The sequence below is a fragment of the Flavobacterium sp. genome (assembly GCF_044369455.1).
Classification (GTDB): Bacteria; Bacteroidota; Bacteroidia; order Flavobacteriales; family Flavobacteriaceae; genus Flavobacterium.
Genome location: NZ_JBIPLW010000003.1, coordinates 55,771 through 78,715 on the forward strand (window position 1 = coordinate 55,771; position 22,945 = coordinate 78,715).

Genomic DNA, 22,945 nt, shown 5'->3' on the forward strand with positions numbered 1-22,945 from the left:
ACAAATTTGAATAGATTTGCAAAAAAAATAGATAGTTTCATGAAAAATATTTTGTCTTTATTACTAATTTATCTTCTTAGTTTTAATGCTTTTTCTCAAGAAGTAATTGATTCCGCCAGCACAAAAAAAATTAAATTAAATAGATGGTCTTTAGACTTATCTTTTGGAAGTAGTCGCGGTATTAGACCTTATAACGACGGCTATTTTTCTACAGAAAACGATAAATTTTTAGGGGAAATAAATTTAAATTCTGTAAATATTGGAGCGAGATACTATGTAAACAAATATGTTACTTTTAAATCGGATTTAGCCTTTGATAGATTTATACCTACGAACAATAAAAGTAATGATTTTGAAGTGGCTCAATTTAGACTATCCATACAAACAATGTTTAATATTAATGCATTATTTGGATTAAGTGAAACTTCTAAATTCAAATTGCTTCCCCATATCGGAATTAATATAGCTTCTCTTAAAACTGTTAAATCTTCACAAAATCAGGTTATTGGTTCACCAGATCATATTTTAGGATTGATTTACGGAATATCTCCATCATATAATATTACTAAAAAAACGGCATTATTTTTAGATATGACGTTAATTAATAACTTTAGACAACACCATACTTGGGATGGAAATGTGTCCGATGAAAAGAACAACTTGACAGGTCAGATGAGTTGTTTGTCTATTGGGATAAGTTATAAATTAGGAAAACCCGTTGAACAAGTTAAAGAAGAAAATAAAAAATTAGTTGACGCTAAGAATGAAGATCTAGAAAAACGAATGAAAGAGGTTGAAACTAAACTTATTGATACCGATAAAGATGGAGTATTAGATTATTTAGATCAAGAAAATAATTCTATTGAAGGATCTATTGTAGACACAAAAGGTGTTATGGTAGATAAAAATAAAAACAATATTCCAGATGAAATTGAAAAGTACTTAGATAAAAATAATGGTGCTAATTCAGGCATTACCAATACATCTCAATCACCATCTAATACTAATCAAAAGTCAACCGATGACGCATTTACTAGAGCAATTAATGATGGATATATTTGTGTTTATTATGAAACAAATAAATCGGTATATATTAGTTCTTCTAAGGATAGTATTAATTATATTTTAACTTATTTGAATACGAATCCAAATGCCAATATGGATTTGATAGGGTATACGGATGATATAGGTGATCGTTTTGATAATCAACAGTTAGGTTTAGATAGAGCAAATAATGTTAAAGATACTTTAATAAAGTTAGGTATAGATCCTTCTCGATTAAATACAATTTCGGGTGGAGAGGACAGAACCTATGTTCCAAGCAGTAAGGAAACAAGAAGTTTGGTTAGAAAAGTAATTTTTAGGATTAAATAATTATTTTATAATCGTAAATTTTTTAATAATTGATTTAATTATAAAAAGAAGCCGTCTCACAACTAGAGACGGTTTTTTTATGTTTTTTTCTTGCATAAAAGATTGATTTTTTGTATATTTATATCTGATTTACAGATGATTATATATGAAATTCAAGCATTACAATCAACGTCAAACCACACTTTTCTCTTTTCTAAATTTACCTAAATTTATTAAAACAAATCTAAAGGAGTAGTTGACTAAGTAGTTGAGTCAATAAACATTCAGCCATTGTTAAAAGCATACAGTAAAGAAGGTAATCCAGCCTATCATCCAAAAATGTTACTAAAAGTAATGTTGTATGCTTATATGACTAACATCTATTCTTCTCGAAAGATAGAATTAGCTATAAGAGAGAATATCAATTTTATGTGGTTGACTGGCATGAACATAGTTGACCATAATACTATTAATCGATTCAGAAGCAACAAACTTAAAGACAGTTTTAAAGAAATTTTCAAGCAAGTGTTTTTAATGTTAGCATCAGAAGTACTTATTTCTTTAAAACAAATTTATACAGATGGCACAAAGATAGAAGTACAAGCAGGTAGATATACCTTTGTTTGGGGTAATAGCATCAAAACAAATAAAACCAAAATGCTTACTCAATTAGAAGATTTATGGAATTATGCTCAAAGCATCTCCAATGATGATGACCCAAATCCAGAACCGCCTGAGTTCAAAGAAATCAGCAAAGAAGTTATTCAAAAAACTGTTGAGCAAATAGACGCTAAACTATCAGGTAATGAAAAAGCTTCATCAAAATCCAAAGCAAAACTTCGTTACATCAAACAAAACTTTGAAAAAAATCTTCAAAAGTATGAAGAACAAGAAGCTATTTTGGGAGATAGAAATTCCTATAGTAAAACCGATCCAGATGCTACTTTTATGCGAATGAAAGAAGATCATATGAAAAACGGACAGTTAAAACCTGGCTATAACGCACAAATATCAACTGAAAATCAAATCATATTTAATTATACTTTACATCAAAACCCAACAGATACTAAAACTTTACAACCACATTTAGAAAATCTAAAAGAAACTTACGGAGAGGAAGTTTTTCAAGAACTACAAGACATTACTGCCGACGCAGGCTATGGAAGTGAAGAAAACTATGATTATTTAGAAAAACAAGAGTTAATAGCTTATGTGAAGTACAATACTTTTGACAAAGAACAAGACAAAAATTATCAAAAGAAGCACAAACCATTTAGTAAAGAAAATCTTCATTACAACCAAGAAGAAGATTATTATGTATGTCCAATTGGACAAAAAATGCATAAAACTTACCAAAATAAACGGATTACCGAAGCTGGCTATACGCAAGAGTTAACACATTACCGAGCCAAAAACTGCGAAGGTTGTCCATTACGAGGTCAATGTTTTAAAGGAAAAGGAAATCGGAGTATAGAGAGAAACCACAATCTTGAGAGACACAAACAAAAAATAAGGGAACTCTTAACAAGCGAGACAGGATTACATAAAAGAAAACAACGCACAGCCGATGTAGAACCCGTATTTGCTCAACTCAAACATAACAACAGTTTTAGACGATTTTCTCTCAAAGGAATCGAAAAAACAGAATTAGAGTTCGGATTAATGGCTTTAGCTCACAATTTAAGAAAGAAAATTGCAGCTTGAAAGCAATTTTATCATCATTCTATAATTTTAAACTTTTAGAAAAAATGGAATCAAATAATAAAACCGCCTCAAATTTTAATATTGAGACGGCTTCCAATTGTAAAAAAAAAAACTATTGAGCTGTGGCATCTTTAACAGATTTTGCTCCTTTTTTTGTTGTACTTATTGCTTTATTATTGGAATATTTTGCAGCTTCATCAGCTCCTTTCTCCACATCTTTGGAAGTTTTGTTCACTTTTTTAAGAGTGCTATTCGATTTTTTTGCTGATTTAACTTCTGCTTTACCTGTTGCTTCAGCTTGTTTTGTAGCTGCTGCAGGTACTACTTTTTTTACTTCCTTAGGCAATGATTGTGCTCCTGCATTAAATCCAATCAAGGCGATTGCTAATAAAATGATTTTTTTCATAAATAAGTTTTTAAAGTGAATTCAAATATATGAAAAAATAATTTTGAGTACTATATTTTAAAATGGTAAATTATCCTTTTTGAAAAAACGAATCCATTACTTCTTTTGCTTTCTGTGGTTGGTTTAATTTGTTTTTGTAGAGATTTGCTAATTTTAGATACGTATTCTTTGAACCGCCTGAAGCAATTGCTTTTTTATAATTATTCTCAGCTTCTTGGTATCTATCGAAATATTCAGAAATGTGTCCTTTAGCCAGATGTCCGTCTACTGGAGATATCTTTAGTAATTCGGCAGCATACTTTTGAGCTTTGCGTTCACTGCCACCAATAATTCCGGGAAGTTGAAGGTATAATTCTATCAATGCCCAACGCGCCTCAATATGATTGGGATTGAGTTGTATTGCTTTTTCGAATGAAGCCTTTACATCGCCTATCATTCCGAGTGCTTTAAATTTATTACTTTCCTTGGCTTTCATGCCAAGACAACCTCCGTATTTGTAATAATAATTTGCATTAGATGGATTTAGTTTTCTAAGTTTATCATAGTAAACCATTGCTTTATCCCAAGATTTGCTATCGCCTTCAATATCACCTAAATATTCTAAAGTTTTCTGATGATTGGGATTTTCGATAAGTATACTTTCAAAAATTGGCTTGGCCAAAGCATATTTTTGCTGTGAAAAAAGCTTTTCTGCTTTCTCAAAATTGGTTTGAGAGAAAATCATATTTGACATTAAATAAATAATAAAAATCAATTTTTTCATTTACTCCAATATAGTTTGCGTGAGCAGAACAAATGTAGTTTATTATTAGTATTCCAATAAAAGATTTAGAACAAAAAAAACGTCCCGAAATTAATCAGGACGAATTTTTAGATTCTTCATTCATTTCAGAATTACTTTATTACTTTTACTTCACCAATGTCATTTCATCTACAATGTGCTTGGCACCTGAGAAATTCTCAATTACCCATAATACATAACGAATATCTACATTAATGGTTCTTTGCAATTTAGGATCAAAGATAACATCTCCAGCCATGGCTTCGATGTTTCCATCAAATGCTAAACCAATTAATTCGCCTTTTCCGTTCAATACTGGCGAACCCGAGTTTCCTCCTGTTATGTCATTATCCGTTAAGAAATTTACGTGAAGCGAACCGTCCTTATCGGCAAATCTTCCGTAATCTTTGTTCTTATTCATATCCAAAACCTTAACAGGTAAATCAAATTCTTGATCTCCTTTTTTATATTTTTTTACTTGTCCGTCAAGTGTCGTATAGTTATTTATTTTTGCGTCATTACGCTTGTCCGCTGGTAAAGATCGTACCTTACCATAGGTTAAACGCAAGGTTGAATTGGCATCTGGATATTTGATAGTTCCAATTTTAGATTCTCTTAATCCTTCAACCAACAAACGGAACGAAGCACTGTAATCGTTTTGGGCTTTCGCTATTTCATCTGACTTTGAATTAAAGTGAGTAATCATGTCATTGGATAAGGTGTATAAAGGATCGTTATCTAAAATGCCTTGACTTGGAATGGCTAAAAACCCTTTAATTCTGTCAAGAGAAGTGAACACACTTAAATCAAAAGCAGCATTTACATATTTTGTAAAATCATTGTTGTTCTCGTCCCCAATTTTTTTAACCATTGGCGCAATAGCATATCCTGTAGCTTTAGTCGCGTATAATTTTAATTGTGCTGCTAAAATATCTTTTTCTGCTGGTAAGTGAAGTTCTTTAAACATCTCCGTTGCCATTTCTTCAATTCCAGGTGCCATTTGGGCACGTTTAGTAGCATCGGCTTTAACGTAATTTTCTAATTGACGACCTAAAGTACGTCCTATAGTACCAAAACCACTGGTTCTAAATAACTGTTGCAAATAATTATCATGTCTTGACTTTTCGTTAGTCATTCCGTAATACGTATTGATATTAGCCACTACATTTCCGTACTTCGCTTTGTTGCCCGGTTTGTTTGCCCAAGTATTAAATTTAGCTTCTTGAGCAGCTTTGGTTTTAGAAGTTCCAAATTTAGTTAACGCGTCAATCATCCCTTGACGGTTTTTCCAATAGTTGGCTGTTGATGCATATTTAGAAGCGTAGACTAAGTTCAAAGCATCACTTTGATCCATATATTTTTTCATGCCATCCATTCCAGTTTTAGCACCTTCTACCCATGCTGGATAAGCAAATTTTACGTTTTGCTCAATACCAGCTGCTGGCATCCAACGGTTGGTTCTTCCCGGATAACCTAAAATCATTGCGAAGTCATTTTCTTTTACACCACCTAAATTTACTGGTAAATAGTGCTTTGGATTTAAAGGCACATTGCTTTCTGAATAATCGGCTGGATTTCCGTCTTTATCAGAATAAACTCTAAACATAGAAAAATCGGCAGTATGACGTGGCCATTCCCAGTTATCAGTATCGCCACCAAATTTTCCTAAACTTTCAGGAGGAGTTCCTACTAAACGGACATCTTTATAATCTTGGTATACAAAATAGTAATATTCATTTCCTTGAAAAAAAGAACGCACAGAAACCGTATACTTTCCGCCTAGATTATTTTCTTTTTCGATAGCTGCAATTTCAGCATTGATTGCTTTTTCTCTATCAGCTTCTGACATAGAAGAGTTTACTTTGGCTAAAATTCTTTTACTACAATCGTCCATACGAACGAAGAAACGAACAAATAAACTAGATGGTTTAATTTCTGCTTTTCTGTTTTCTGCCCAAAAACCATCTTTCAATAAGTTTTTTTGTGTTGTAGAAAGTTCTGCAATAGCATCGTAACCACAGTGGTGATTGGTTAAAACCAAACCGTCTTTTGAAATTATTTCGGCTGTACAACCTCCGTTAAATTGCACAATAGCATCCTTCAAACTATGATTGTTAATGCTATAAATTTCTTCGGCTGTCAGTTGTAAGCCCATTTTTTGCATATCGCGGTGGTTTAATCTTTCAATGAACATTAGGAACCACATTCCTTCGTCAGCTTTCATGCTCAATGGCATCAATACTATCCCAACGATTAGAGATAAAACAATTTTCTTCATAATATTTTAATAAGTTATACGATTCAATGCTTTAGTCTTTTGAAATTTGAATTTGTTCCAAAAAAAACTTTTATAAGCGGTGCGAATATAGTTTTTTTGAATTAATTGACGAACAATCATTTCTAAAAACTACATCGATAGCGTAAATTTTAACATTCATTTTAGAAATAAAAAAGCTATCCTTTAAGATAGCTAAAAATGGTACTCTATAATTTACAAACCATGACTATTCTCAGGCAGTTCAGTAGCTACATTTAGCATTTCCCAAAGTTTGTCTTTGAGCTCGATTAATCCTTGATTGGCCACTGAGGAAATGAATAAATAAGGCGTTCCTTTGAAGGCTTTGTCTAGTTGTGATTTTAGTTCCGCTTTGAGTTCATCATCGAGCATATCGCATTTAGAAACTACGATGAGCTTGTCTTTATCTAACATTTCTGGGTTATAGCGACGCAATTCATCGAGTAGAATTTCATACTCTTTTTTGATATCGTCCGCATCGGCTGGAACTAGAAACAAAAGCGTTGAATTACGTTCGATATGGCGTAAAAAATAATGTCCTAATCCTTTACCTTCGGCTGCACCTTCAATAATTCCTGGAATATCTGCCATAATAAAGGATTTGAATTCACGATAGGCAACAATTCCTAAATTGGGTTTCAACGTCGTAAACGGATAATCGGCTATTTTTGGTTTGGCAGAAGTTAATACCGACAGCAAAGTCGATTTACCTGCATTGGGAAACCCTACTAAACCGACATCGGCCAAGACTTTCAATTCTAAAATGACATCTAACTCTTCTGATGGCATTCCAGGTTGGGCATAACGAGGTGTCTGATTGGTTGAACTTCTAAAATGCCAATTTCCTAAACCCCCTTTTCCGCCTTTCGCCAAGATTCGTTCTTCTCCGTGCTCCGTGATTTCAAACAAAATTTCATCGGTTTCTTTATCGCGAACTACGGTTCCTAATGGCACTTCTATGGTTTGATCTTCACCGTCGTGACCCGTACTTCTTGAACTTCCGCCATCGCCACCATGACCGGCTTTTACGTGACGTGCAAATTTGAGGTGAAATAAGGTCCAAAGACTTTTGTTCCCTTTCAAAAAAACATGTCCACCACGACCGCCATCACCACCATCAGGCCCACCTTTTTCAATAAATTTTTCTCGGTGTAGGTGCGAAGAACCTTTTCCTCCTTTTCCGGAAGAAACATATATTTTTACGTAGTCTACAAAATTGCCTTCTGTCATTTTCTTTAGTTTAAATGTTTAAGGGTTTATGGGTTTAATGGTTTGCTTTTCAACTAGTTTTAAACAAAATTAAACTACATTAAACTTTTAAACCAATTTTTAAGCTTTTAAAGTTTTCACAATCACTTTATCAATCTTTACGCCATCCATGTCAATGACTTCTATAACAAATTTATTCCAAATCAGTTTTTCACCCGTTTTTGGAATATTTCCAAGTTCGGTCATTATTAAACCACTAACGGTAGTAACTTCATAGTCATTAGTCAATTCATCCATATCAAAATACGTCAAGAAATCATGCAAAGAATACAAACCATCAACAAGCCAAGTCCCATCTTCTCTTGCAATCAATTGGTATTCGTCTTCATCAAAATCAGAGGCATCGCCTACTAAAGCTTCTAAGATGTCATTTAGGGTAATAATTCCCTGAAAAACGCCATATTCATCTGTAACCAATGCATAGTGTACTTTTGACTTTTTAAAATTCTCTAACGCTTTATAAACCGATGTATGTTCAATGAAATATACTGGATCTTTAGTAATCGATTTTAAATCGAATGGTCCTTTTTCAAAACTAGTAAACAAATCTTTCAGCAAAACGACTCCGACAACATCGTCCATATTCTCACTACAAACAGGATATACCGAATGTAATTCGTCAAGTACTTTGTTCTTTAATGCTTCTAAAGTTTCTTCTAACGAAAGGTATACAATAGATTGCCGATGAGTCATGAGCGAATTCACCTTTCTGTCTCCAATATGAAAAACGCGTTCTACTATATCTTGTTCAATTTCTTGCACTTCACCACCTTCGGTTCCTTCTTTAATAATGGCTTTAATTTCTTCTTCAGTAACTTTTCCGTCAGCTGTGGGTTTAATGTTCAAAACCTTAAGTAGTCCTTCTGTAGAAATTGTGAGTAACCAAATGAAAGGAGCGGTAATTTGAGAAATAATCTTCATCGGAAGTGCTACTGCTTTAGCAATACTTTCCGGATGATTTAAACCGATTCTTTTTGGTAATAATTCGCCTAATACTAAAGAGAAAAATGTTAAAACCAACACTACTATTCCCACCGCTATTGAATCAGCATAAGGCTTTAAAACAACAAATCCTTCAATAAAAAGTTTAACATCTGAAGTTATTTTATCGCCCGAATAGATACCCGTCAAAATTCCAATCAAGGTAATTCCGATTTGAACCGTTGATAGAAATTTATTTGGTGAATTAGCCAAATCCAAAGCGACTTTTGCATTGGTATTTCCTTTTTTGGCAGCGGTTTCTAAACGGTTTTTACGAGCTGAAATCAAAGCGATTTCAGACATAGAAAACACACCATTTAGGAGTATTAAAAAAAGTATAATGAGTAGTTCCATTTGTTGTTTACTTTTTGTGGCTTGTGGTTTGTGGTTTGTTAGAATCTCTAACTATAAACTATGAACCATAAACTATAAACCTCTTATAATTTATCAAAAACGTTATTCAACCTCTGTGTCACTTCTTCTATAGTACCGATTCCATCCACAGCGTGAAATTTGCCTTGCGCTTTATAATAATCCATCAAAGGTGCTGTTTTTTGAGTGTATTCTTCGTAACGGTTTCTGATTTTTTCTTCGTCTTGATCGTCAGGTCTTCCTGAGGTTTTGCCTCGTTCTAACAAACGGGTTACTAAAATGGTGTCATCTGCTTCTAGAGCAACCGTTGCGGTTATTTTTTGATTCTTTGATTCTAAAAACCCATCCAAAGCTTCTGCTTGCGCTATAGTTCTTGGGAAACCATCAAATAAAAACCCGTCAGAATCTGGATTTTTATCCACTTCACTTTGCAACATTTGAATGGTAACTTCATCCGGAACCAAATCGCCTTTTTCCATATAGGTTTGGGCCAATTTTCCTAACTCGGTATTGTTTTTAATGTTGTATCTGAAAATATCACCTGTTGAAAGATGTGTCAAATTATATTTTCCTTTTAAAAATTCAGCTTGTGTGCCTTTTCCAGCACCTGGTTTTCCGAAAAGAACGATATTAATCATAAAAATTTATTTGATTTTTGATTGCTGATTTATGATTTATGATTTTCATTCTAATATGCTTAGTCATTTTGTACAAAGTTCTTAGTTCAAAAATCGTTAATCTTTAATCGTTAATTATTATTGTGCCACTTGATAAACATCCGGCAAATTTCTTCCTAAGCCGTCGTAGTCTAAACCATATCCTACTATAAATTTATTTGGAATTCTGATTCCGATGTAATCAATTTTGATGTCTTTTTTATAGGCTTGTGGTTTGAAGAAAAGCGTCGCGATTTTTAAATGCTTTACCTTTTTCTCTTTAAAGATGGATTTCAGTTCTTCGACGGTATTTCCTGTATCGACAATATCTTCTACAACTACAACGGTTCTGCCTTCCACATCCTGATTCAATCCAATCAATTGTTTTATGTCGTTTGTACTTGCTATTCCTTCATAAGACGCCAATTTCACAAAACTCACTTCACACATGCCGCGGTATTGTTTCATCAAATCAGACAACACCATAAATGCGCCATTCAAAACACCAATAAACACAGGCACTTCGTCAAAAAAATCATCATCCATTTGTTTGGCCATGTTCTTAATCGCAAAATCAATTTCCTCTGAAGAAATGAATGGCTCGAACGTTTTATCGTGAAGGTGTATCATGTGGTTTTGAATTTAAAATAAGGTACAAATTTAAAGAAGTATTAAGTATTAAGGACTAAGTATTAGCACTTTTTTATAAATTTGATTTTTTTACTTAATGAATACTCCATTTTACGATCAGGTTGCCACTTGTACAGCTCATAGAAAACCAAGGGAATTAATTAGAGATTATTGTATTGAAAATCCGATATATATTTCTCAATTAGTTGAAATCGCGTGTAACACTGAAGATAAAAATCATATAAAGGCTTGTTGGATTTTAGAAATGATTTGTGAAGAGCAATTAACCCTTTTTGTTCCTTTTATAGATAAATTCAGTACTTCAATAGCGGACTATAAATCGGATTCTGCTATTCGGTCTATTTCAAAAATTTGCTTGTTTTTAGCCAAGAGTAAAAAAATTAGACTCAACAAAATTCAAGAAGAAAAAATCATTGAAACAGGCTTAGACTGGCTCATTCAAACCAAAAAAGCGGCTAACGCTGCTTACACTATGCGTTTTTTATACATTTTGGGTAAAAAATATTCTTGGGTAAACGAAGAATTAATCATGCTTCTATCACGCGAATCTAGTGATCAAACTCCTGGGTATCGATTTGCAGTGAAAGATATTTTAAAGAAAATTACATCTTAAAAACATTCACTCCAATAGCATAACCGTATACTTTTCCTTTCTCGTTTTTATAAATTCTAATTTTATTGCACGCGCGTCCCAAATCAATTTTTTCCCAGGTTTTACCTCCGTCTTTTGTCTCAAATCCTGAGTTCATTGTACCCACAAAACCGTGATTCTCATCAATAAATCCTATTCCAAATTCGCGTGAACCAGCATCTTCAACCAAATTTATTTCTTCCCAAGTTTTTCCACCATCAACTGTTTTGGCAATGCGTTGTTGTTTTACATTTGGATCTGGGTTATAACTTTGAATGGTAACATAGCCAACTTTTGGTGTTGGAAAAGATACTTTCCAAGTTGTTTCATAAGGTCGGGAAGATTGATATACGTTTTGCCACGTTTTTCCTCCATCAGTAGTTCTTAAAATCACAGCATTTGACTGAGCAATGTCTTCATTATTCGCCGCACAAGCAAATCCTTCGTTTTTATTCAACATTTTAATATCGAACACCATTTTACAATCATTATTCATGCTATTTGATGTCCAAGTTTCTCCTCCATCATGTGAAACCATAAAATTAGCCGGACTTCCAACTCTGCCTACGGCAAAAACATGTGTTTTATAATCGATGTTCCCATGATTGATAAATTGTTCTTTCACAATATCTATAGCGCATAAACCTTTAACATAATTGCCTTTATACGAAACGGGATTCCATGATTTACCGCCATCTTTAGTTCTATACAATGGAATGGTATCAGTAACATTTGGGAAATAATCGGTTCCAACCGTTCCCGCAAAACCACTATTTTTATCAACAAAAGCAATCGTTCTAAAGAAAGTGCCTTTTTGTTCTATTTGCTTAACCCAAGTTAGGCCAGCATCTTCTGTGTGGTAAATTTTTCCATACCCATTTACATACCAACCACTATTTTCATCGATAAAGGTGATGTCGTCTTGTTTTCCTGGATAAGGTTCCGTTGTTAACTTTTTCCAAGTGCTTTCTTGTGCATTCGTAATTAAAAAAAATAGAACACAAACTGAAGAGAATATAGCTTTCATAATTTTTTATTTTTGAAATTAGTTTATCAATGTAAAATATTGTTACACTTTTGGTTTTAATATTCATTTTTTAAAAATTATCTTTGTGCCAATCTTCTTGTCGACAGACTGACAACACGCAACAAAATAACACGAGCGAAGCGACTGCATGAGACCAATAAAAAACAATAACTAGGACGAATGAACTATTTCTCTTCCAACTTTAAATTAGGAATTCTCGGAGGCGGTCAGCTCGGCAAGATGTTATTAGCCGAAACTCGAAAATTTGACATTCAAACCTATTTTCTTGACCCAAGTATGGATGCGCCATGTCAATTTGGTGCTACACATTTTTTTATTGGTGATTTAATGGATTACGATACCGTGTATGAATTTGGTAAAAAAGTAGATGTATTAACTATTGAAATTGAAAATATTAACCTCGATGCTTTAGATAAATTAGAAGAAGAAGGATTAAAAGTGTATCCTTCTCCAAAAACACTGAGATTAATTCAAAACAAAGGCGTTCAAAAAGATTTTTATGTCGAAAATCAAATTCCAACTTCAGCGTTCAAACGTTTTAATAGCTTAAATGGTTTGCGTGCCGAAATTGAGAACGGCTTAATCGAAATGCCTTTTGTGTGGAAATGTGCCCAATTTGGTTATGATGGAAATGGAGTGAAAATAGTACGCTCTATTCAAGATATTGAGACACTTCCAAATGTAGAATGCATAGCGGAGCAAATGGTACCATTTATAAATGAATTGGCAGTAATCGTAGCTCGCAGTGCATCAGGCGAAGTAAAAACCTATCCTGTTGTTGAAATGGAATTCCATCCCGAAGCCAATCAAGTTGAATATGTAATTTGCCCAGCCCGAATTGAGTATAACATCGCCAAAAAAGCAACTAAAATTGCACTACAAGTTTCACAAGCCTACAATCATGTAGGATTGCTTGCCGTTGAAATGTTTCAAACACATGATGAAGGAATTTTGGTCAACGAAGTAGCACCAAGACCTCATAATTCCGGACATTATAGCATTGAAGCAAGTTACACCTCGCAATTTGAAAATCATTTACGTGCTATTCTGGATTTACCTTTAGGAAATACCGCTAGCAAAGTTGCCGGAATTATGGTAAATTTGGTCGGTGCTGAAGGTTTTTCTGGTCCAGTTGTTTACGAAAATATCGAGAAAATTATGGCGATTGATGGCGTTACACCACACATTTATGGAAAAAGAGAAACAAGACCATTCCGAAAAATGGGACATGTTACCATTGTAAATGAGGATATGAATGAAGCTAGAAGAATTGCGGAAGAAGTTAAGAATTCAATTAAAGTAATTAGTAAAATAAACACAAATTCCACAAATTAGCACAAATTAAATCTGCGTTAATCTGTGAAATCTGTGTTCAAAAAAAATCAAAAATGAGCAAAGTAGCGATAATCATGGGTTCAAAATCAGATTTGCCTGTAATGCAAGAAGCCATAGACATCCTTAAAAGTTTTGACATCGAGACCGAAGTAGATATTGTCTCAGCACACCGAACACCCGAAAAATTATTTGAGTTCAGCAAAAAAGCACATACCCGTGGCATTTCGGTAATCATTGCCGGTGCCGGTGGTGCAGCGCATTTGCCCGGAATGGTGGCTTCTATGTCGCCTTTGCCTGTGATTGGAGTTCCAGTAAAATCCAGTAATTCTATCGATGGTTGGGATTCGGTTTTGTCAATTTTGCAAATGCCTGGAGGTGTTCCAGTGGCAACAGTAGCTTTGAACGGAGCAAAAAATGCCGGAATTCTGGCAGCACAAATAATCGGTAGTCATGATAAATTAGTGCTCGATAAAATTCTTGTTTATAAAGAAAATCTGAAAGACGCGGTGAATAAATCATCGGATGAAATGAAAAAATAATTAATAGGAGCCATTTCCCGCTTTCCGTTTCAATCTTTTTTAGTTTGTCATACTGAGCCTGTCGAAGTACAAACTAAAAAAGGATTTCCTCTCCAATCGGGGCTAGAGACCTAAATTGATACAACAAAATAAATTAAAAGAACGAGATTGCTTCGTTCCTCGCAATGACTATGAAAATCTTAACACAAAAATTCAATACCAAACACAACACGGCACCTTTCAGCCAAATCAAATTAGAAGATTACCAACCCGCTTTCGAGGAAAACATAGCGAAAGCCAGAGCCGAAGTTGACGCCATTACCAGCAATCCTGAAGCACCAACTTTTGAAAATACCATTGAAGCACTAGATTTTTCAGGCGAAGCGCTCGATAGATTATCATCCATTTTCTTTAATTTGAATTCAGCAGAAACGTGTGACGAAATGCAGAAAATCGCTCAGAATGTTTCTCCCTTACTAACCGCTTTCAGTAATGACATTGCCTTAAACGAAGACTTATTCAAACGAGTAAAAGCTGTTTACGATCAAAAAGAAACTTTGACATTATCTCCAGAGCAAGCTACGTTATTAGATAAAAAATTCAAAAGCTTTTCACGAAACGGAGCCTTACTTTCGGATGAAAAAAAAGAAATTTTACGTGGAATAGATAAAATTTTGGCCAAATTAAAATTGACTTTCGGCGAAAATGTATTGGCTGAAACCAACAACTATAAATTACACATCAGCAACGAAGCTGAAATCAAAGGATTACCTGATGGTGCCAAAGAAATGGCACGTTCCTTAGCCAAATCTCATGATTTAGAAGGCTGGATGTTTACCTTAGATTTTCCAAGTTATTTACCTTTTATAACCTATATCGAAAACCGAGAATTGCGAAAAGAAATGGTCATTGCTGCTGGTAAAAAGGCATTCCAAGAAAATGATTACGACAATCAGGAGAATGTAAAAAACATAGTGGCTTTGCGTCACGACAGAGCCCGTTTGTTGGGTTATAAATCGCATTCGCATTTTGTTTTAGAAGAACGTATGGCCCAAACACCTGAAAAAGTTCAATCTTTTTTAAATGATTTATTATCCAAAGCGAAACCCGCAGCTGAAAAAGAATTTGCACAATTGACTGCTTTCGCAAAAGAACTAGACGGAATTGACCATCTTGAAAAATGGGATGGTGCTTATTATTCAGAAAAATTGAAGCAAAAGTTGTTTAATTTGGATGATGAAATTTTAAAACCTTATTTCAAATTAGAAAATGTTTTAAAAGGTGCCTTTACTATCGCTGAAAAACTTTTTGGCATAACCTTCAATGAAGTTTTTGATATTGAAAAATACCATGAAGATGTGCAAACTTTTGAAGTGTCATTCCCGAGTAGTCGGGAATCCAAAAATGAATTGGTTGCCGTTTTCTATACCGATTTCTTTCCGAGAAAAGGCAAACGAAACGGTGCTTGGATGACATCATTTAAACCTCAATATATAAAAGAGGAAATTAACGAAAGACCACACGTTTCTATCGTTTGTAATTTTACGCCACCAATTGTCTCTTCCGAGAAGTCAGAAGCAAAACCATCATTGCTAACCTTCAATGAAGTAACTACCCTTTTCCATGAATTTGGTCATGCTTTACATGGCATGCTAGCCAACACAACCTATCCAAGTTTATCGGGCACATCAGTGTATTGGGATTTTGTTGAATTGCCAAGTCAGATCATGGAAAACTGGTGTTATGAGCCTGAAGCTTTGGCATTGTTTGCTAAACATTATCTCACGGGTGAAATTATTCCGCAAGAATATGTTGACAAAATAAAAGAAAGTGCAAGTTTCTTAGAAGGAATGGCTACGCTACGACAACTGAGTTTTGGAATATTAGACATGAGTTTTCATGGGGAACCTCAAGAAATACTTACTGTAAAATCTTTTGAAAAGTCAGCTATGGATGGTACTACTTTTTATCCCGATGTGGCTGAAAATTGTATGAGTACTTCGTTCTCTCATATTTTTCAAGGTGGCTATTCCTCAGGATATTACAGTTACAAATGGGCAGAAGTTTTAGACGCCGATGCTTTTGCTTACTTTCAAGAGAAAGGAATTTTTGATAAAGAAACTGCGTTAAAATTCAAAGACACTATATTGTCAAAAGGCGGAACTGAATTGCCAATGGAGTTATACAAACGTTTCCGCGGGCAAGAACCAAAACCGGAAGCGTTATTAAAAAGAGCAGGGTTACTTTAAAAAAATATTGTAGTTTAGTACTTTCTATTTAATACCACAATATAATGAAACTTAATCCTATGATTCCAATTAGGCTCTTACCAAACGAAGAGTTTAGGGAAATTATTTTTGAAGATGAACGAAAATTGCGATATGCAATTTCTAACAAAGGAAGGTTGATGAGCTTTATCGAAGACATAAAATTTGGTCGACTTTTAAAACCTGCTAAAGCAGACGGCTATAACATTGTAAGTTATAAAACTGTAATAAATGGCAAGCCAAAATACAAACATTTATTTTATTCAAAACTTATTGCAACGTTTTTCATTCCAAAAGAATCCGAAGATCAAACCTATGTTTTGCATTTGGACCGAAAACGAGACAATGATGATTACAGGAATTTAAAATGGGCCACAAGACAAGAAATGATTGACTTTAGTAATCAAAGTCCTTATGTAATTCAGGCAAGAAAAAATTTATTAGAACACAATATAAAATCTGACGGAAGAAAACTTACGGTTGTCAAAGTGATGTTAATAAAAAAATTGTTGGCAAAACCTGATCGAAAAACGCGATTAAAAATGATTGCAAAGCAATTTGGAGTCAGTGAAATGCAAATCAGCCGAATTAAAAGTGGTGAAAACTGGGGTCATATTAAGATCTAAAATATTTCAAAAACCGAAGTAGTGCTTCGGTTTTTTTATTTACGATTTCGCGTTAGAGATTGCAGCGAAAAGCCCACAGCAAGGAGGAACGACGAAGCGAGGACTTGTAGCGGAAAGCCCGACCCGGAGGGAAACGCTAAAAAAATTAAAATAAACTTTCATTTATTTTTGAAAGTTTAAAAACTTTGTTATACATTTGTCATATGGAATTCAAAGAAGCTAAAAATAAATTCGTTCAAACTTGGGGTGCACTGGGCAGCCAATGGGGCATTAACAAAACCATGGCACAAATCCATGCGCTTTTGATGGTGTCACACGAAGCGGTTTCGATGGAAGATATTATGGAGGAACTACAAATTTCGAGAGGAAATGCTTCGATGAATTTGAGAGCTTTGATGGATTGGGGTATAGTGTATAAAGAATACAAAGCGGGAGAAAGAAGAGAATTTTTTACTGCAGAAAAAGATTTAGACGAATTGGCCGTAAAAATCTCAAGAGAGCGAAGCAAACGCGAAATCAAACCTGCTTTGAAAGTATTGAAAGAAGTTTCATCTATAAAATCAGATGCTACAGCCGAAGAAAGATACTTTGTTGATCAAACCACAAAACTGTACGATTTTGTTTTACAAGCTGATAATGTTTTAGACAAAATAACCGAATACAAAGACAATTGGTTGGCACAATTGTTAGTTAAATTTATGAAAAAGTAAAAAATTTAATCAAAACTTTCATTTTTTTCTGAAAGTTTAAAACAAATGATAATTATGAAAAATCTATTTAAACTCAATCTTGCCTTTGTTGGATTTCCAATTTTGCTTTGCCTGATAGGAATTATAGATGAAAACTTTCTCTTTTGGGGATTGATATCAACAATGCTTACAGGTTTGTTTCAGGTCATAGTCGGATTTGGAATGCTTCGTGATGAACCAAAGGACAAATATCTTCAGGTATATGCTGCAGGCGTTATTCTCTTTTTCATCACATGGTTTGTTAATGCCCAAATTGGTTATAACAACATTCTTACTTTCACTTTGATTCCAATTCCAGCAATATTGGCAATGTATCTTACTTTTATTATCTATAAAAAAAGAAAACTATGAACCTCAACATCCTTGGCTACTTCATTTACTTATTCATTACAGGAATTATCATTGTTAGAGTAGGTCGAATCTGCTACGACAACGGCAATATCTTTGTTGCTGCTTTGATTCCGGATCATGAAGATTTATGCCAAAAAGCCAATCAAATTTTACTCGTTGGCTATTACTTACTCAATCTTGGATACTGCGCCATGACTTTGATTTCTTGGGAAAAGATACTATCACTCCATCAATTGGTCGAAGTCATTGCTTTGAAATCAGCAATTATTGTCGGCACTATTGCTATAATGCATTACATCAACATTTTCGTTCTTACTAAATACATTCAAAAATTAATTTAAATTCGATTATCATGGAAACTACAAAAATTTTATTCGGTTACGCCATCTATTTACCAGTTGCTTTATTTCTTACTTATTACGTTTCTAGAACACTTTTTAAAAACAGTAAAGTATATATGATGGACATTTTTAAAGGTCGCGAAGAAATTGCCAATGCTACTAACAAACTCTTTGAAACTGGTTTTTACCTGCTCAATTTGGGCTTTGCCCTGTTGATTTTAGAATTGAATCTATATCAAGATAGTTATCAAAATCTGATAGAACAATTGAGTTACAAAATAGGTGCCTTTACTATTTATCTGGGAGTAATGCTTTTCTTAAACCTATATTTTTTCTTTAGAGGAAAACGCAAAGCGAAAGAAAACCAATCAATAGCAGTAAAAGCATAATTACCTCGTATGACCACCATCCGTCTCATCACCAAAATAAGAGCACCCATTCAAATCGTTTTTGATCTATCTAGAAACATCGAAGTGCACCAACTTTCAACTTTTCAATCAAAAGAAAAAGCCATAGCGGGTAGAACTTCTGGACTAATTAAATGGAATGAAACCGTTACTTGGCGTGGCAAGCATTTCGGAGTATATCTAAAACACAAAAGCAAAATCACTGAAATGGAACTACCATCTTATTTTGTTGATGAGATGGAACAAGGTCATTTTAAATCCTTTCGCCACGAACATAGTTTTGTCGCTCAAAATGGCACTACAGTGATGATTGATTTTCTGCAATACGAGACACCTTATGGGATTTTTGGAAAACTATTTGACAAAATACTACTCAAAAAACACCTAACCGATTTTTTACTAAAAAGAAATGAGTTTGTTAAAAATTTAGCTGAAGCACAAAAGTAAACTCAACCATAAAATCGGTACACTTTCCACCCAAAAAGTGGTATAGTATTTATTTCTTTCTAAAGTGGTGAAAGTGATAAATAAGATTGTTAATAATCCAATTGGAATTACCAAATAATCGGCTTTTTGTTTTAAAAATTCTAATACTATAAACGGAATTACTAATAAAATACCTAAGACTTTTGTTTTATTAATTCCAAATAATTGTGGCAAAGTATTCATGGTTATTGCATCTGTCTTACTGTCCATAATTTCAAATGGAATTAGTAAACTTGTTATAATTATAAATCGTTGCAATAAATTGACATAAAAATCGAGTGGCAACCCTTTAACCGATTGATAAGGAATAAAAACGGTTATATAGGTTACCACAAAACTCACTAAAAATAATTTCAACCAACCGTACTTTCGTAAATAAGGATAAACCAAAACAGCTATTCCCGAAAAGAGTAAATGAATTTGAATACGCTGTTTCAAACATAAAAAGAAACATAAAAATCCAATTAAAGCCAAAAGACTTATGACTAAAATATTATAATATTTCTTTGAATAAAAATTCCCAATCCGTAAAACAAAAAAATATTTTAAGAAATTATACCCCAATACAGTTCCAAAAAAAACACAACTTGGATACAAAATGGTTTTACTCAAATCATAAGAAAAAGTAGTGACATAAACCAAAGCCATTACAGCAAAACCTACGTGAATAGAAGAATAAATATAAAAGTCAAGAAATCGTTTTAAAAAATGCATTATATAAAAGTAGTCAAAGTGTTAATAACAGTTGTTATTAGTTGAAAAATTCTGAAAACATTAAACATTGTTTAGCACAAAATTAAAACATTAATAATTACTTTTGTGAGCGCTTAAACTAGCATAATTAAAACACTTAAGAACTACCTTTTTAATGAGAACAGACGCATTTGCACTTCGCCACATAGGTCCACGTGAGAAAGACCTAAATCATATGCTTAAAACTATTGATGCTGAAACGATGGAGCAGCTAATTTTTGAAACGTTACCAGATGATATTCGCTTAAAAACAGATTTAGATTTAGATCCTGCCATGACTGAATATGAATTTGCAAACCACATAAAAATGCTTGGGGATAAAAATAAAATGTTCCAATCGTATATCGGTTTGGGCTATAACCAAGCGATTATTCCTGCAGTAATTCAAAGAAATGTTTTTGAAAATCCAGGTTGGTATACCGCTTATACTCCTTACCAAGCAGAAATTGCCCAAGGTCGTTTAGAAGCAATTCTAAATTTTCAAACGATGGTTATCGAATTATCCGGAATGGAGATTGCAAATGCTTCACTTCTTGATGAAAGTACCGCTGCAGCAGAAGCCATGGCGTTATTATTTGATGTAAGAACACGTGACCAAAAGAAAAATAATGTTTGTAAATTCTTCGTTTCCGATGAAATTTTACCACAAACATTATCCGTTTTACAAACCCGTTCTACTCCAATTGGTGTGGAATTAGTAATTGGAAATCATGAAGAATTCGATTTTTCAAATGATTTTTATGGGGCAATTCTTCAATATCCTGGGAAATTTGGACAAGTTCATGATTATGCTGGATTCATTGCCAAAGCGAAAACTAACGAAATAAAAGTTGCCGTTGGAGCTGATATTTTGAGTTTAGTAAAACTAACTCCACCAGGAGAAATGGGTGCAGATGTTGTTTTTGGAACTACACAACGTTTCGGAATTCCATTAGGTTATGGTGGTCCACACGCGGCCTATTTTGCTACTAAAGACGAATACAAGCGTTCGATGCCAGGAAGAATTATCGGTGTAACGGTAGATACTAATGGAAATCGTGCACTTCGCATGGCATTGCAAACTCGTGAACAACACATCAAACGTGATAAAGCTACTTCTAATATTTGTACAGCACAGGTTTTATTATCTGTTATGGCAGGAATGTACGCGGTTTATCATGGCCCAAAAGGGTTACAATATATTGCCAATAAAGTACACGCTTTGGCTGCCACTTTAGCAAATGAATTGGAAAAATTAGGTTTATACCAAACCAATACTGCCTATTTTGATACTATCGTCATCAAAACGGATGCAAAAATGGTAAAAGAAATTGCGGAACAAAACGAAGTCAACTTTTATTATGTTGACGATAAAACCGTTTCAATATCTTTAAATGAAACCACCAGTATTACTGATTTAAATAAAATAGTTTCGATTTTTGCTAAAGCAAATGGTAAACAGTCTTCTACTATTTCTTACTTGCAAAACGGAAATCAAATACCTTCTAATTTAGAAAGAACATCTACCTTTTTACAACATGATGTTTTTAATAAGTACCATTCAGAAACGGCCTTAATGCGTTACATCAAAATGTTAGAACGCAAAGATTTGGCTTTAAATCATTCCATGATTTCCTTAGGTTCTTGTACAATGAAATTAAATGCTGCCGCAGAAATGCTACCTCTAAGCATGGCTCAGTGGAACAACATTCATCCGTTTGCACCTTTAGACCAAGCGCAAGGTTATCAAGAAATGTTGACTAAGTTAGAGCAACAATTAAATGTTATTACTGGCTTTGCCGGAACCACTTTACAACCCAATTCAGGCGCTCAAGGCGAATATGCAGGACTAATGGTTATTCGTGCGTATCACCAATCACGTGGCGATCATCACAGAAATATTGCTTTAATTCCATCTTCTGCTCACGGTACTAATCCAGCCTCGGCTGCTATGGCTGGGATGCAAGTTGTGGTTACCAAAACATTGGATAACGGAAATATTGATGTTGATGATTTACGTGAAAAAGCAATACTACATTCTGCTAATTTATCATGTTTAATGGTTACGTATCCATCAACCCACGGCGTTTTTGAAAGTGCCATTAAAGAAATTACACAAATCATTCACGATCACGGTGGACAAGTGTATATGGATGGTGCCAATATGAATGCGCAAGTGGGCTTAACAAATCCGGCAACCATTGGCGCTGATGTTTGTCACTTAAATTTGCATAAAACCTTTGCTATTCCTCATGGCGGTGGCGGTCCAGGTGTTGGTCCCATTTGTGTTGCACCACAATTGGTTCCCTTTTTGCCAACAAATCCTGTAATTCCAACTGGTGGAGAGAATGCTATCACAGCTATTTCTGCAGCACCTTGGGGTTCGGCTTTGGTTTGCTTAATTTCGTATGGCTATATTTGTATGTTGGGTGCTGAAGGTTTGAAAAAATCTACAGAATATGCTATTTTGAATGCCAATTATATCAAGGAAAAATTAAACGGTCATTACGATACTTTATATTCTGGAGAAATGGGTCGCGCGGCACACGAGATGATTTTGGAATGCCGTCCATTTAAAGAAAAAGGAATTGAAGTAACAGATATTGCTAAACGATTGATGGATTACGGATTTCACGCACCAACTGTTTCATTCCCTGTTGCAGGAACGATGATGATTGAACCGACTGAAAGTGAAAACTTGGAAGAATTAGATCGTTTTTGTGATGCAATGATCGCAATTAGAAAAGAAATAGAAGCTGCCACCATTGAAAACCCTAACAATGTTTTGAAAAATGCGCCTCACACTTTAATGATGGTCACTACCGATAATTGGATTTATCCTTATACTCGTGAACAAGCAGCATTCCCTTTGGATTATGTAGCGGATAATAAATTTTGGCCAACTGTTCGTCGGGCAGATGAGGCCTATGGCGACAGAAATTTAGTTTGCAGCTGTGCTCCAATTGAAGCGTACATATAAGTTTT

The 22,945-nt window shown here is 34.1% G+C and carries 22 protein-coding genes; 13 read left to right on the top strand and 9 right to left on the bottom strand.

All coding sequences use genetic code 11. The features are described 5' to 3' along the window. The first annotated feature begins 39 nt into the window (after positions 1 to 39). Positions 40 to 1,374: an OmpA family protein gene (locus ACIQ2L_RS04035; protein WP_396156692.1), complete on the top strand. Its 1,335-nt coding sequence runs from the start codon at positions 40 to 42 to the stop codon at positions 1,372 to 1,374. A gap of 255 nt (positions 1,375 to 1,629) precedes the next feature. Continuing rightward, positions 1,630 to 3,057 (top strand): IS1182 family transposase, encoded by a 1,428-nt coding sequence (locus tag ACIQ2L_RS04040; RefSeq protein WP_396157009.1) that lies wholly within the window; start codon positions 1,630 to 1,632, stop codon positions 3,055 to 3,057. Positions 3,058 to 3,169: 112 nt separating this feature from the next. Here ACIQ2L_RS04040 and ACIQ2L_RS04045 read toward each other — a convergent pair whose 3' ends face one another. From ACIQ2L_RS04045 to hpt, 7 genes are all read right to left on the bottom strand, one after another. Then, positions 3,170 to 3,463 (bottom strand): hypothetical protein, encoded by a 294-nt coding sequence (locus ACIQ2L_RS04045; protein ID WP_396156693.1) that lies wholly within the window; start codon positions 3,461 to 3,463, stop codon positions 3,170 to 3,172. Between the two features lie 70 nt (positions 3,464 to 3,533). Then, on the bottom strand, positions 3,534 to 4,226 hold the full coding sequence (locus tag ACIQ2L_RS04050; protein WP_396156695.1) for a tetratricopeptide repeat protein: 693 nt from the start codon (positions 4,224 to 4,226) through the stop codon (positions 3,534 to 3,536). A 145-nt stretch (positions 4,227 to 4,371) separates the two neighbouring features. After that, complete coding sequence (locus ACIQ2L_RS04055; protein WP_396156697.1) at positions 4,372 to 6,522, bottom strand: S46 family peptidase; 2,151 nt, start codon at positions 6,520 to 6,522, stop codon at positions 4,372 to 4,374. A 213-nt stretch (positions 6,523 to 6,735) separates the two neighbouring features. After that, on the bottom strand, positions 6,736 to 7,770 hold the full coding sequence (gene obgE, locus ACIQ2L_RS04060) for a GTPase ObgE (RefSeq protein WP_396156699.1): 1,035 nt from the start codon (positions 7,768 to 7,770) through the stop codon (positions 6,736 to 6,738). Positions 7,771 to 7,869: 99 nt separating this feature from the next. Continuing rightward, positions 7,870 to 9,093: a hemolysin family protein gene (locus ACIQ2L_RS04065; protein ID WP_396157010.1), complete on the bottom strand. Its 1,224-nt coding sequence runs from the start codon at positions 9,091 to 9,093 to the stop codon at positions 7,870 to 7,872. Positions 9,094 to 9,227: 134 nt separating this feature from the next. Then, positions 9,228 to 9,800, bottom strand: coding sequence for an adenylate kinase (locus ACIQ2L_RS04070; protein ID WP_396156701.1), 573 nt, complete (start codon positions 9,798 to 9,800; stop codon positions 9,228 to 9,230). Positions 9,801 to 9,917: 117 nt separating this feature from the next. Beyond that, the gene (hpt, locus tag ACIQ2L_RS04075; RefSeq protein WP_396156702.1) at positions 9,918 to 10,448 is read right to left on the bottom strand and encodes a hypoxanthine phosphoribosyltransferase; all 531 of its coding nucleotides are present in this window, start codon (positions 10,446 to 10,448) and stop codon (positions 9,918 to 9,920) included. A gap of 97 nt (positions 10,449 to 10,545) precedes the next feature. On the opposite strand from hpt, the gene ACIQ2L_RS04080 reads away from it, so the two are divergent. Next, a complete protein-coding gene (locus ACIQ2L_RS04080) occupies positions 10,546 to 11,082 on the top strand; it encodes a hypothetical protein (RefSeq protein ID WP_396156704.1) in 537 nt (178 codons plus the stop codon). On the opposite strand, the gene ACIQ2L_RS04085 is transcribed toward ACIQ2L_RS04080, so the two are convergent. Beyond that, positions 11,072 to 12,127 carry a WD40/YVTN/BNR-like repeat-containing protein gene (locus ACIQ2L_RS04085; RefSeq protein WP_396156706.1) on the bottom strand — a complete coding sequence of 352 codons (1,056 nt, stop codon included), beginning with the start codon at positions 12,125 to 12,127 and terminating at the stop codon, positions 11,072 to 11,074. The two genes, ACIQ2L_RS04080 and ACIQ2L_RS04085, sit on opposite strands and share 11 nt — an antisense overlap. Positions 12,128 to 12,307: 180 nt before the next feature. On the opposite strand from ACIQ2L_RS04085, the gene ACIQ2L_RS04090 reads away from it, so the two are divergent. From ACIQ2L_RS04090 to ACIQ2L_RS04130, 9 genes are all read left to right on the top strand, one after another. Then, a complete protein-coding gene (locus tag ACIQ2L_RS04090; RefSeq protein WP_396156708.1) occupies positions 12,308 to 13,483 on the top strand; it encodes a 5-(carboxyamino)imidazole ribonucleotide synthase in 1,176 nt (391 codons plus the stop codon). A 53-nt stretch (positions 13,484 to 13,536) separates the two neighbouring features. Next, positions 13,537 to 14,022 (top strand): 5-(carboxyamino)imidazole ribonucleotide mutase, encoded by a 486-nt coding sequence (gene purE, locus ACIQ2L_RS04095; protein ID WP_396156710.1) that lies wholly within the window; start codon positions 13,537 to 13,539, stop codon positions 14,020 to 14,022. A gap of 170 nt (positions 14,023 to 14,192) precedes the next feature. Then, on the top strand, positions 14,193 to 16,250 hold the full coding sequence (locus ACIQ2L_RS04100; RefSeq protein WP_396156712.1) for a M3 family metallopeptidase: 2,058 nt from the start codon (positions 14,193 to 14,195) through the stop codon (positions 16,248 to 16,250). 44 nt (positions 16,251 to 16,294) lie between these two features. After that, complete coding sequence (locus tag ACIQ2L_RS04105) at positions 16,295 to 16,894, top strand: hypothetical protein (RefSeq protein ID WP_396156714.1); 600 nt, start codon at positions 16,295 to 16,297, stop codon at positions 16,892 to 16,894. Between the two features lie 203 nt (positions 16,895 to 17,097). Beyond that, positions 17,098 to 17,604 carry a GbsR/MarR family transcriptional regulator gene (locus ACIQ2L_RS04110; protein ID WP_396156716.1) on the top strand — a complete coding sequence of 169 codons (507 nt, stop codon included), beginning with the start codon at positions 17,098 to 17,100 and terminating at the stop codon, positions 17,602 to 17,604. A 54-nt stretch (positions 17,605 to 17,658) separates the two neighbouring features. Beyond that, positions 17,659 to 17,994 (top strand): hypothetical protein, encoded by a 336-nt coding sequence (locus tag ACIQ2L_RS04115; RefSeq protein WP_396156717.1) that lies wholly within the window; start codon positions 17,659 to 17,661, stop codon positions 17,992 to 17,994. Beyond that, positions 17,991 to 18,335, top strand: coding sequence for a hypothetical protein (locus tag ACIQ2L_RS04120; protein WP_396156718.1), 345 nt, complete (start codon positions 17,991 to 17,993; stop codon positions 18,333 to 18,335). Before ACIQ2L_RS04115 ends, ACIQ2L_RS04120 begins: the two co-directional genes overlap by 4 nt. Positions 18,336 to 18,346: 11 nt before the next feature. Then, the gene (locus ACIQ2L_RS04125; RefSeq protein ID WP_396156720.1) at positions 18,347 to 18,724 is read left to right on the top strand and encodes a hypothetical protein; all 378 of its coding nucleotides are present in this window, start codon (positions 18,347 to 18,349) and stop codon (positions 18,722 to 18,724) included. Positions 18,725 to 18,733: 9 nt separating this feature from the next. Beyond that, positions 18,734 to 19,189, top strand: a complete 456-nt coding sequence (locus ACIQ2L_RS04130) for a cell division protein (protein ID WP_396156722.1) — start codon at positions 18,734 to 18,736, stop codon at positions 19,187 to 19,189. On the opposite strand, the gene ACIQ2L_RS04135 is transcribed toward ACIQ2L_RS04130, so the two are convergent. Further along, entirely contained in the window at positions 19,169 to 19,942 is a 774-nt protein-coding gene (locus ACIQ2L_RS04135) for a hypothetical protein (RefSeq protein ID WP_396156724.1), read from the bottom strand. The two genes, ACIQ2L_RS04130 and ACIQ2L_RS04135, sit on opposite strands and share 21 nt — an antisense overlap. 154 nt (positions 19,943 to 20,096) lie before the next feature. On the opposite strand from ACIQ2L_RS04135, the gene gcvP reads away from it, so the two are divergent. Further along, the gene (gene gcvP, locus ACIQ2L_RS04140; RefSeq protein ID WP_396156726.1) at positions 20,097 to 22,940 is read left to right on the top strand and encodes an aminomethyl-transferring glycine dehydrogenase; all 2,844 of its coding nucleotides are present in this window, start codon (positions 20,097 to 20,099) and stop codon (positions 22,938 to 22,940) included. Positions 22,941 to 22,945: the final 5 nt, after the last annotated feature.

What these genes read in the sequence shown, in the direction of transcription:
- ACIQ2L_RS04135 (WP_396156724.1), bottom strand. Translation starts at nt 19,942, where the DNA reads ATGCATTTTTTAAAACGATTTCTTGACTTTTATATTTATTCTTCTATT.
- obgE (WP_396156699.1), bottom strand. Translation starts at nt 7,770, where the DNA reads ATGACAGAAGGCAATTTTGTAGACTACGTAAAAATATATGTTTCTTCC.
- ACIQ2L_RS04035 (WP_396156692.1), top strand. Translation starts at nt 40, where the DNA reads ATGAAAAATATTTTGTCTTTATTACTAATTTATCTTCTTAGTTTTAAT.
- ACIQ2L_RS04130 (WP_396156722.1), top strand. Translation starts at nt 18,734, where the DNA reads ATGACCACCATCCGTCTCATCACCAAAATAAGAGCACCCATTCAAATC.
- ACIQ2L_RS04080 (WP_396156704.1), top strand. Translation starts at nt 10,546, where the DNA reads ATGAATACTCCATTTTACGATCAGGTTGCCACTTGTACAGCTCATAGA.
- gcvP (WP_396156726.1), top strand. Translation starts at nt 20,097, where the DNA reads ATGAGAACAGACGCATTTGCACTTCGCCACATAGGTCCACGTGAGAAA.
- ACIQ2L_RS04045 (WP_396156693.1), bottom strand. Translation starts at nt 3,463, where the DNA reads ATGAAAAAAATCATTTTATTAGCAATCGCCTTGATTGGATTTAATGCA.
- hpt (WP_396156702.1), bottom strand. Translation starts at nt 10,448, where the DNA reads ATGATACACCTTCACGATAAAACGTTCGAGCCATTCATTTCTTCAGAG.
- ACIQ2L_RS04065 (WP_396157010.1), bottom strand. Translation starts at nt 9,093, where the DNA reads ATGTCTGAAATCGCTTTGATTTCAGCTCGTAAAAACCGTTTAGAAACC.
- ACIQ2L_RS04120 (WP_396156718.1), top strand. Translation starts at nt 17,991, where the DNA reads ATGAACCTCAACATCCTTGGCTACTTCATTTACTTATTCATTACAGGA.
- ACIQ2L_RS04105 (WP_396156714.1), top strand. Translation starts at nt 16,295, where the DNA reads ATGAAACTTAATCCTATGATTCCAATTAGGCTCTTACCAAACGAAGAG.
- ACIQ2L_RS04085 (WP_396156706.1), bottom strand. Translation starts at nt 12,127, where the DNA reads ATGAAAGCTATATTCTCTTCAGTTTGTGTTCTATTTTTTTTAATTACG.
- purE (WP_396156710.1), top strand. Translation starts at nt 13,537, where the DNA reads ATGAGCAAAGTAGCGATAATCATGGGTTCAAAATCAGATTTGCCTGTA.
- ACIQ2L_RS04100 (WP_396156712.1), top strand. Translation starts at nt 14,193, where the DNA reads ATGAAAATCTTAACACAAAAATTCAATACCAAACACAACACGGCACCT.
- ACIQ2L_RS04070 (WP_396156701.1), bottom strand. Translation starts at nt 9,800, where the DNA reads ATGATTAATATCGTTCTTTTCGGAAAACCAGGTGCTGGAAAAGGCACA.
- ACIQ2L_RS04115 (WP_396156717.1), top strand. Translation starts at nt 17,659, where the DNA reads ATGAAAAATCTATTTAAACTCAATCTTGCCTTTGTTGGATTTCCAATT.
- ACIQ2L_RS04110 (WP_396156716.1), top strand. Translation starts at nt 17,098, where the DNA reads ATGGAATTCAAAGAAGCTAAAAATAAATTCGTTCAAACTTGGGGTGCA.
- ACIQ2L_RS04125 (WP_396156720.1), top strand. Translation starts at nt 18,347, where the DNA reads ATGGAAACTACAAAAATTTTATTCGGTTACGCCATCTATTTACCAGTT.
- ACIQ2L_RS04055 (WP_396156697.1), bottom strand. Translation starts at nt 6,522, where the DNA reads ATGAAGAAAATTGTTTTATCTCTAATCGTTGGGATAGTATTGATGCCA.
- ACIQ2L_RS04050 (WP_396156695.1), bottom strand. Translation starts at nt 4,226, where the DNA reads ATGAAAAAATTGATTTTTATTATTTATTTAATGTCAAATATGATTTTC.
- ACIQ2L_RS04090 (WP_396156708.1), top strand. Translation starts at nt 12,308, where the DNA reads ATGAACTATTTCTCTTCCAACTTTAAATTAGGAATTCTCGGAGGCGGT.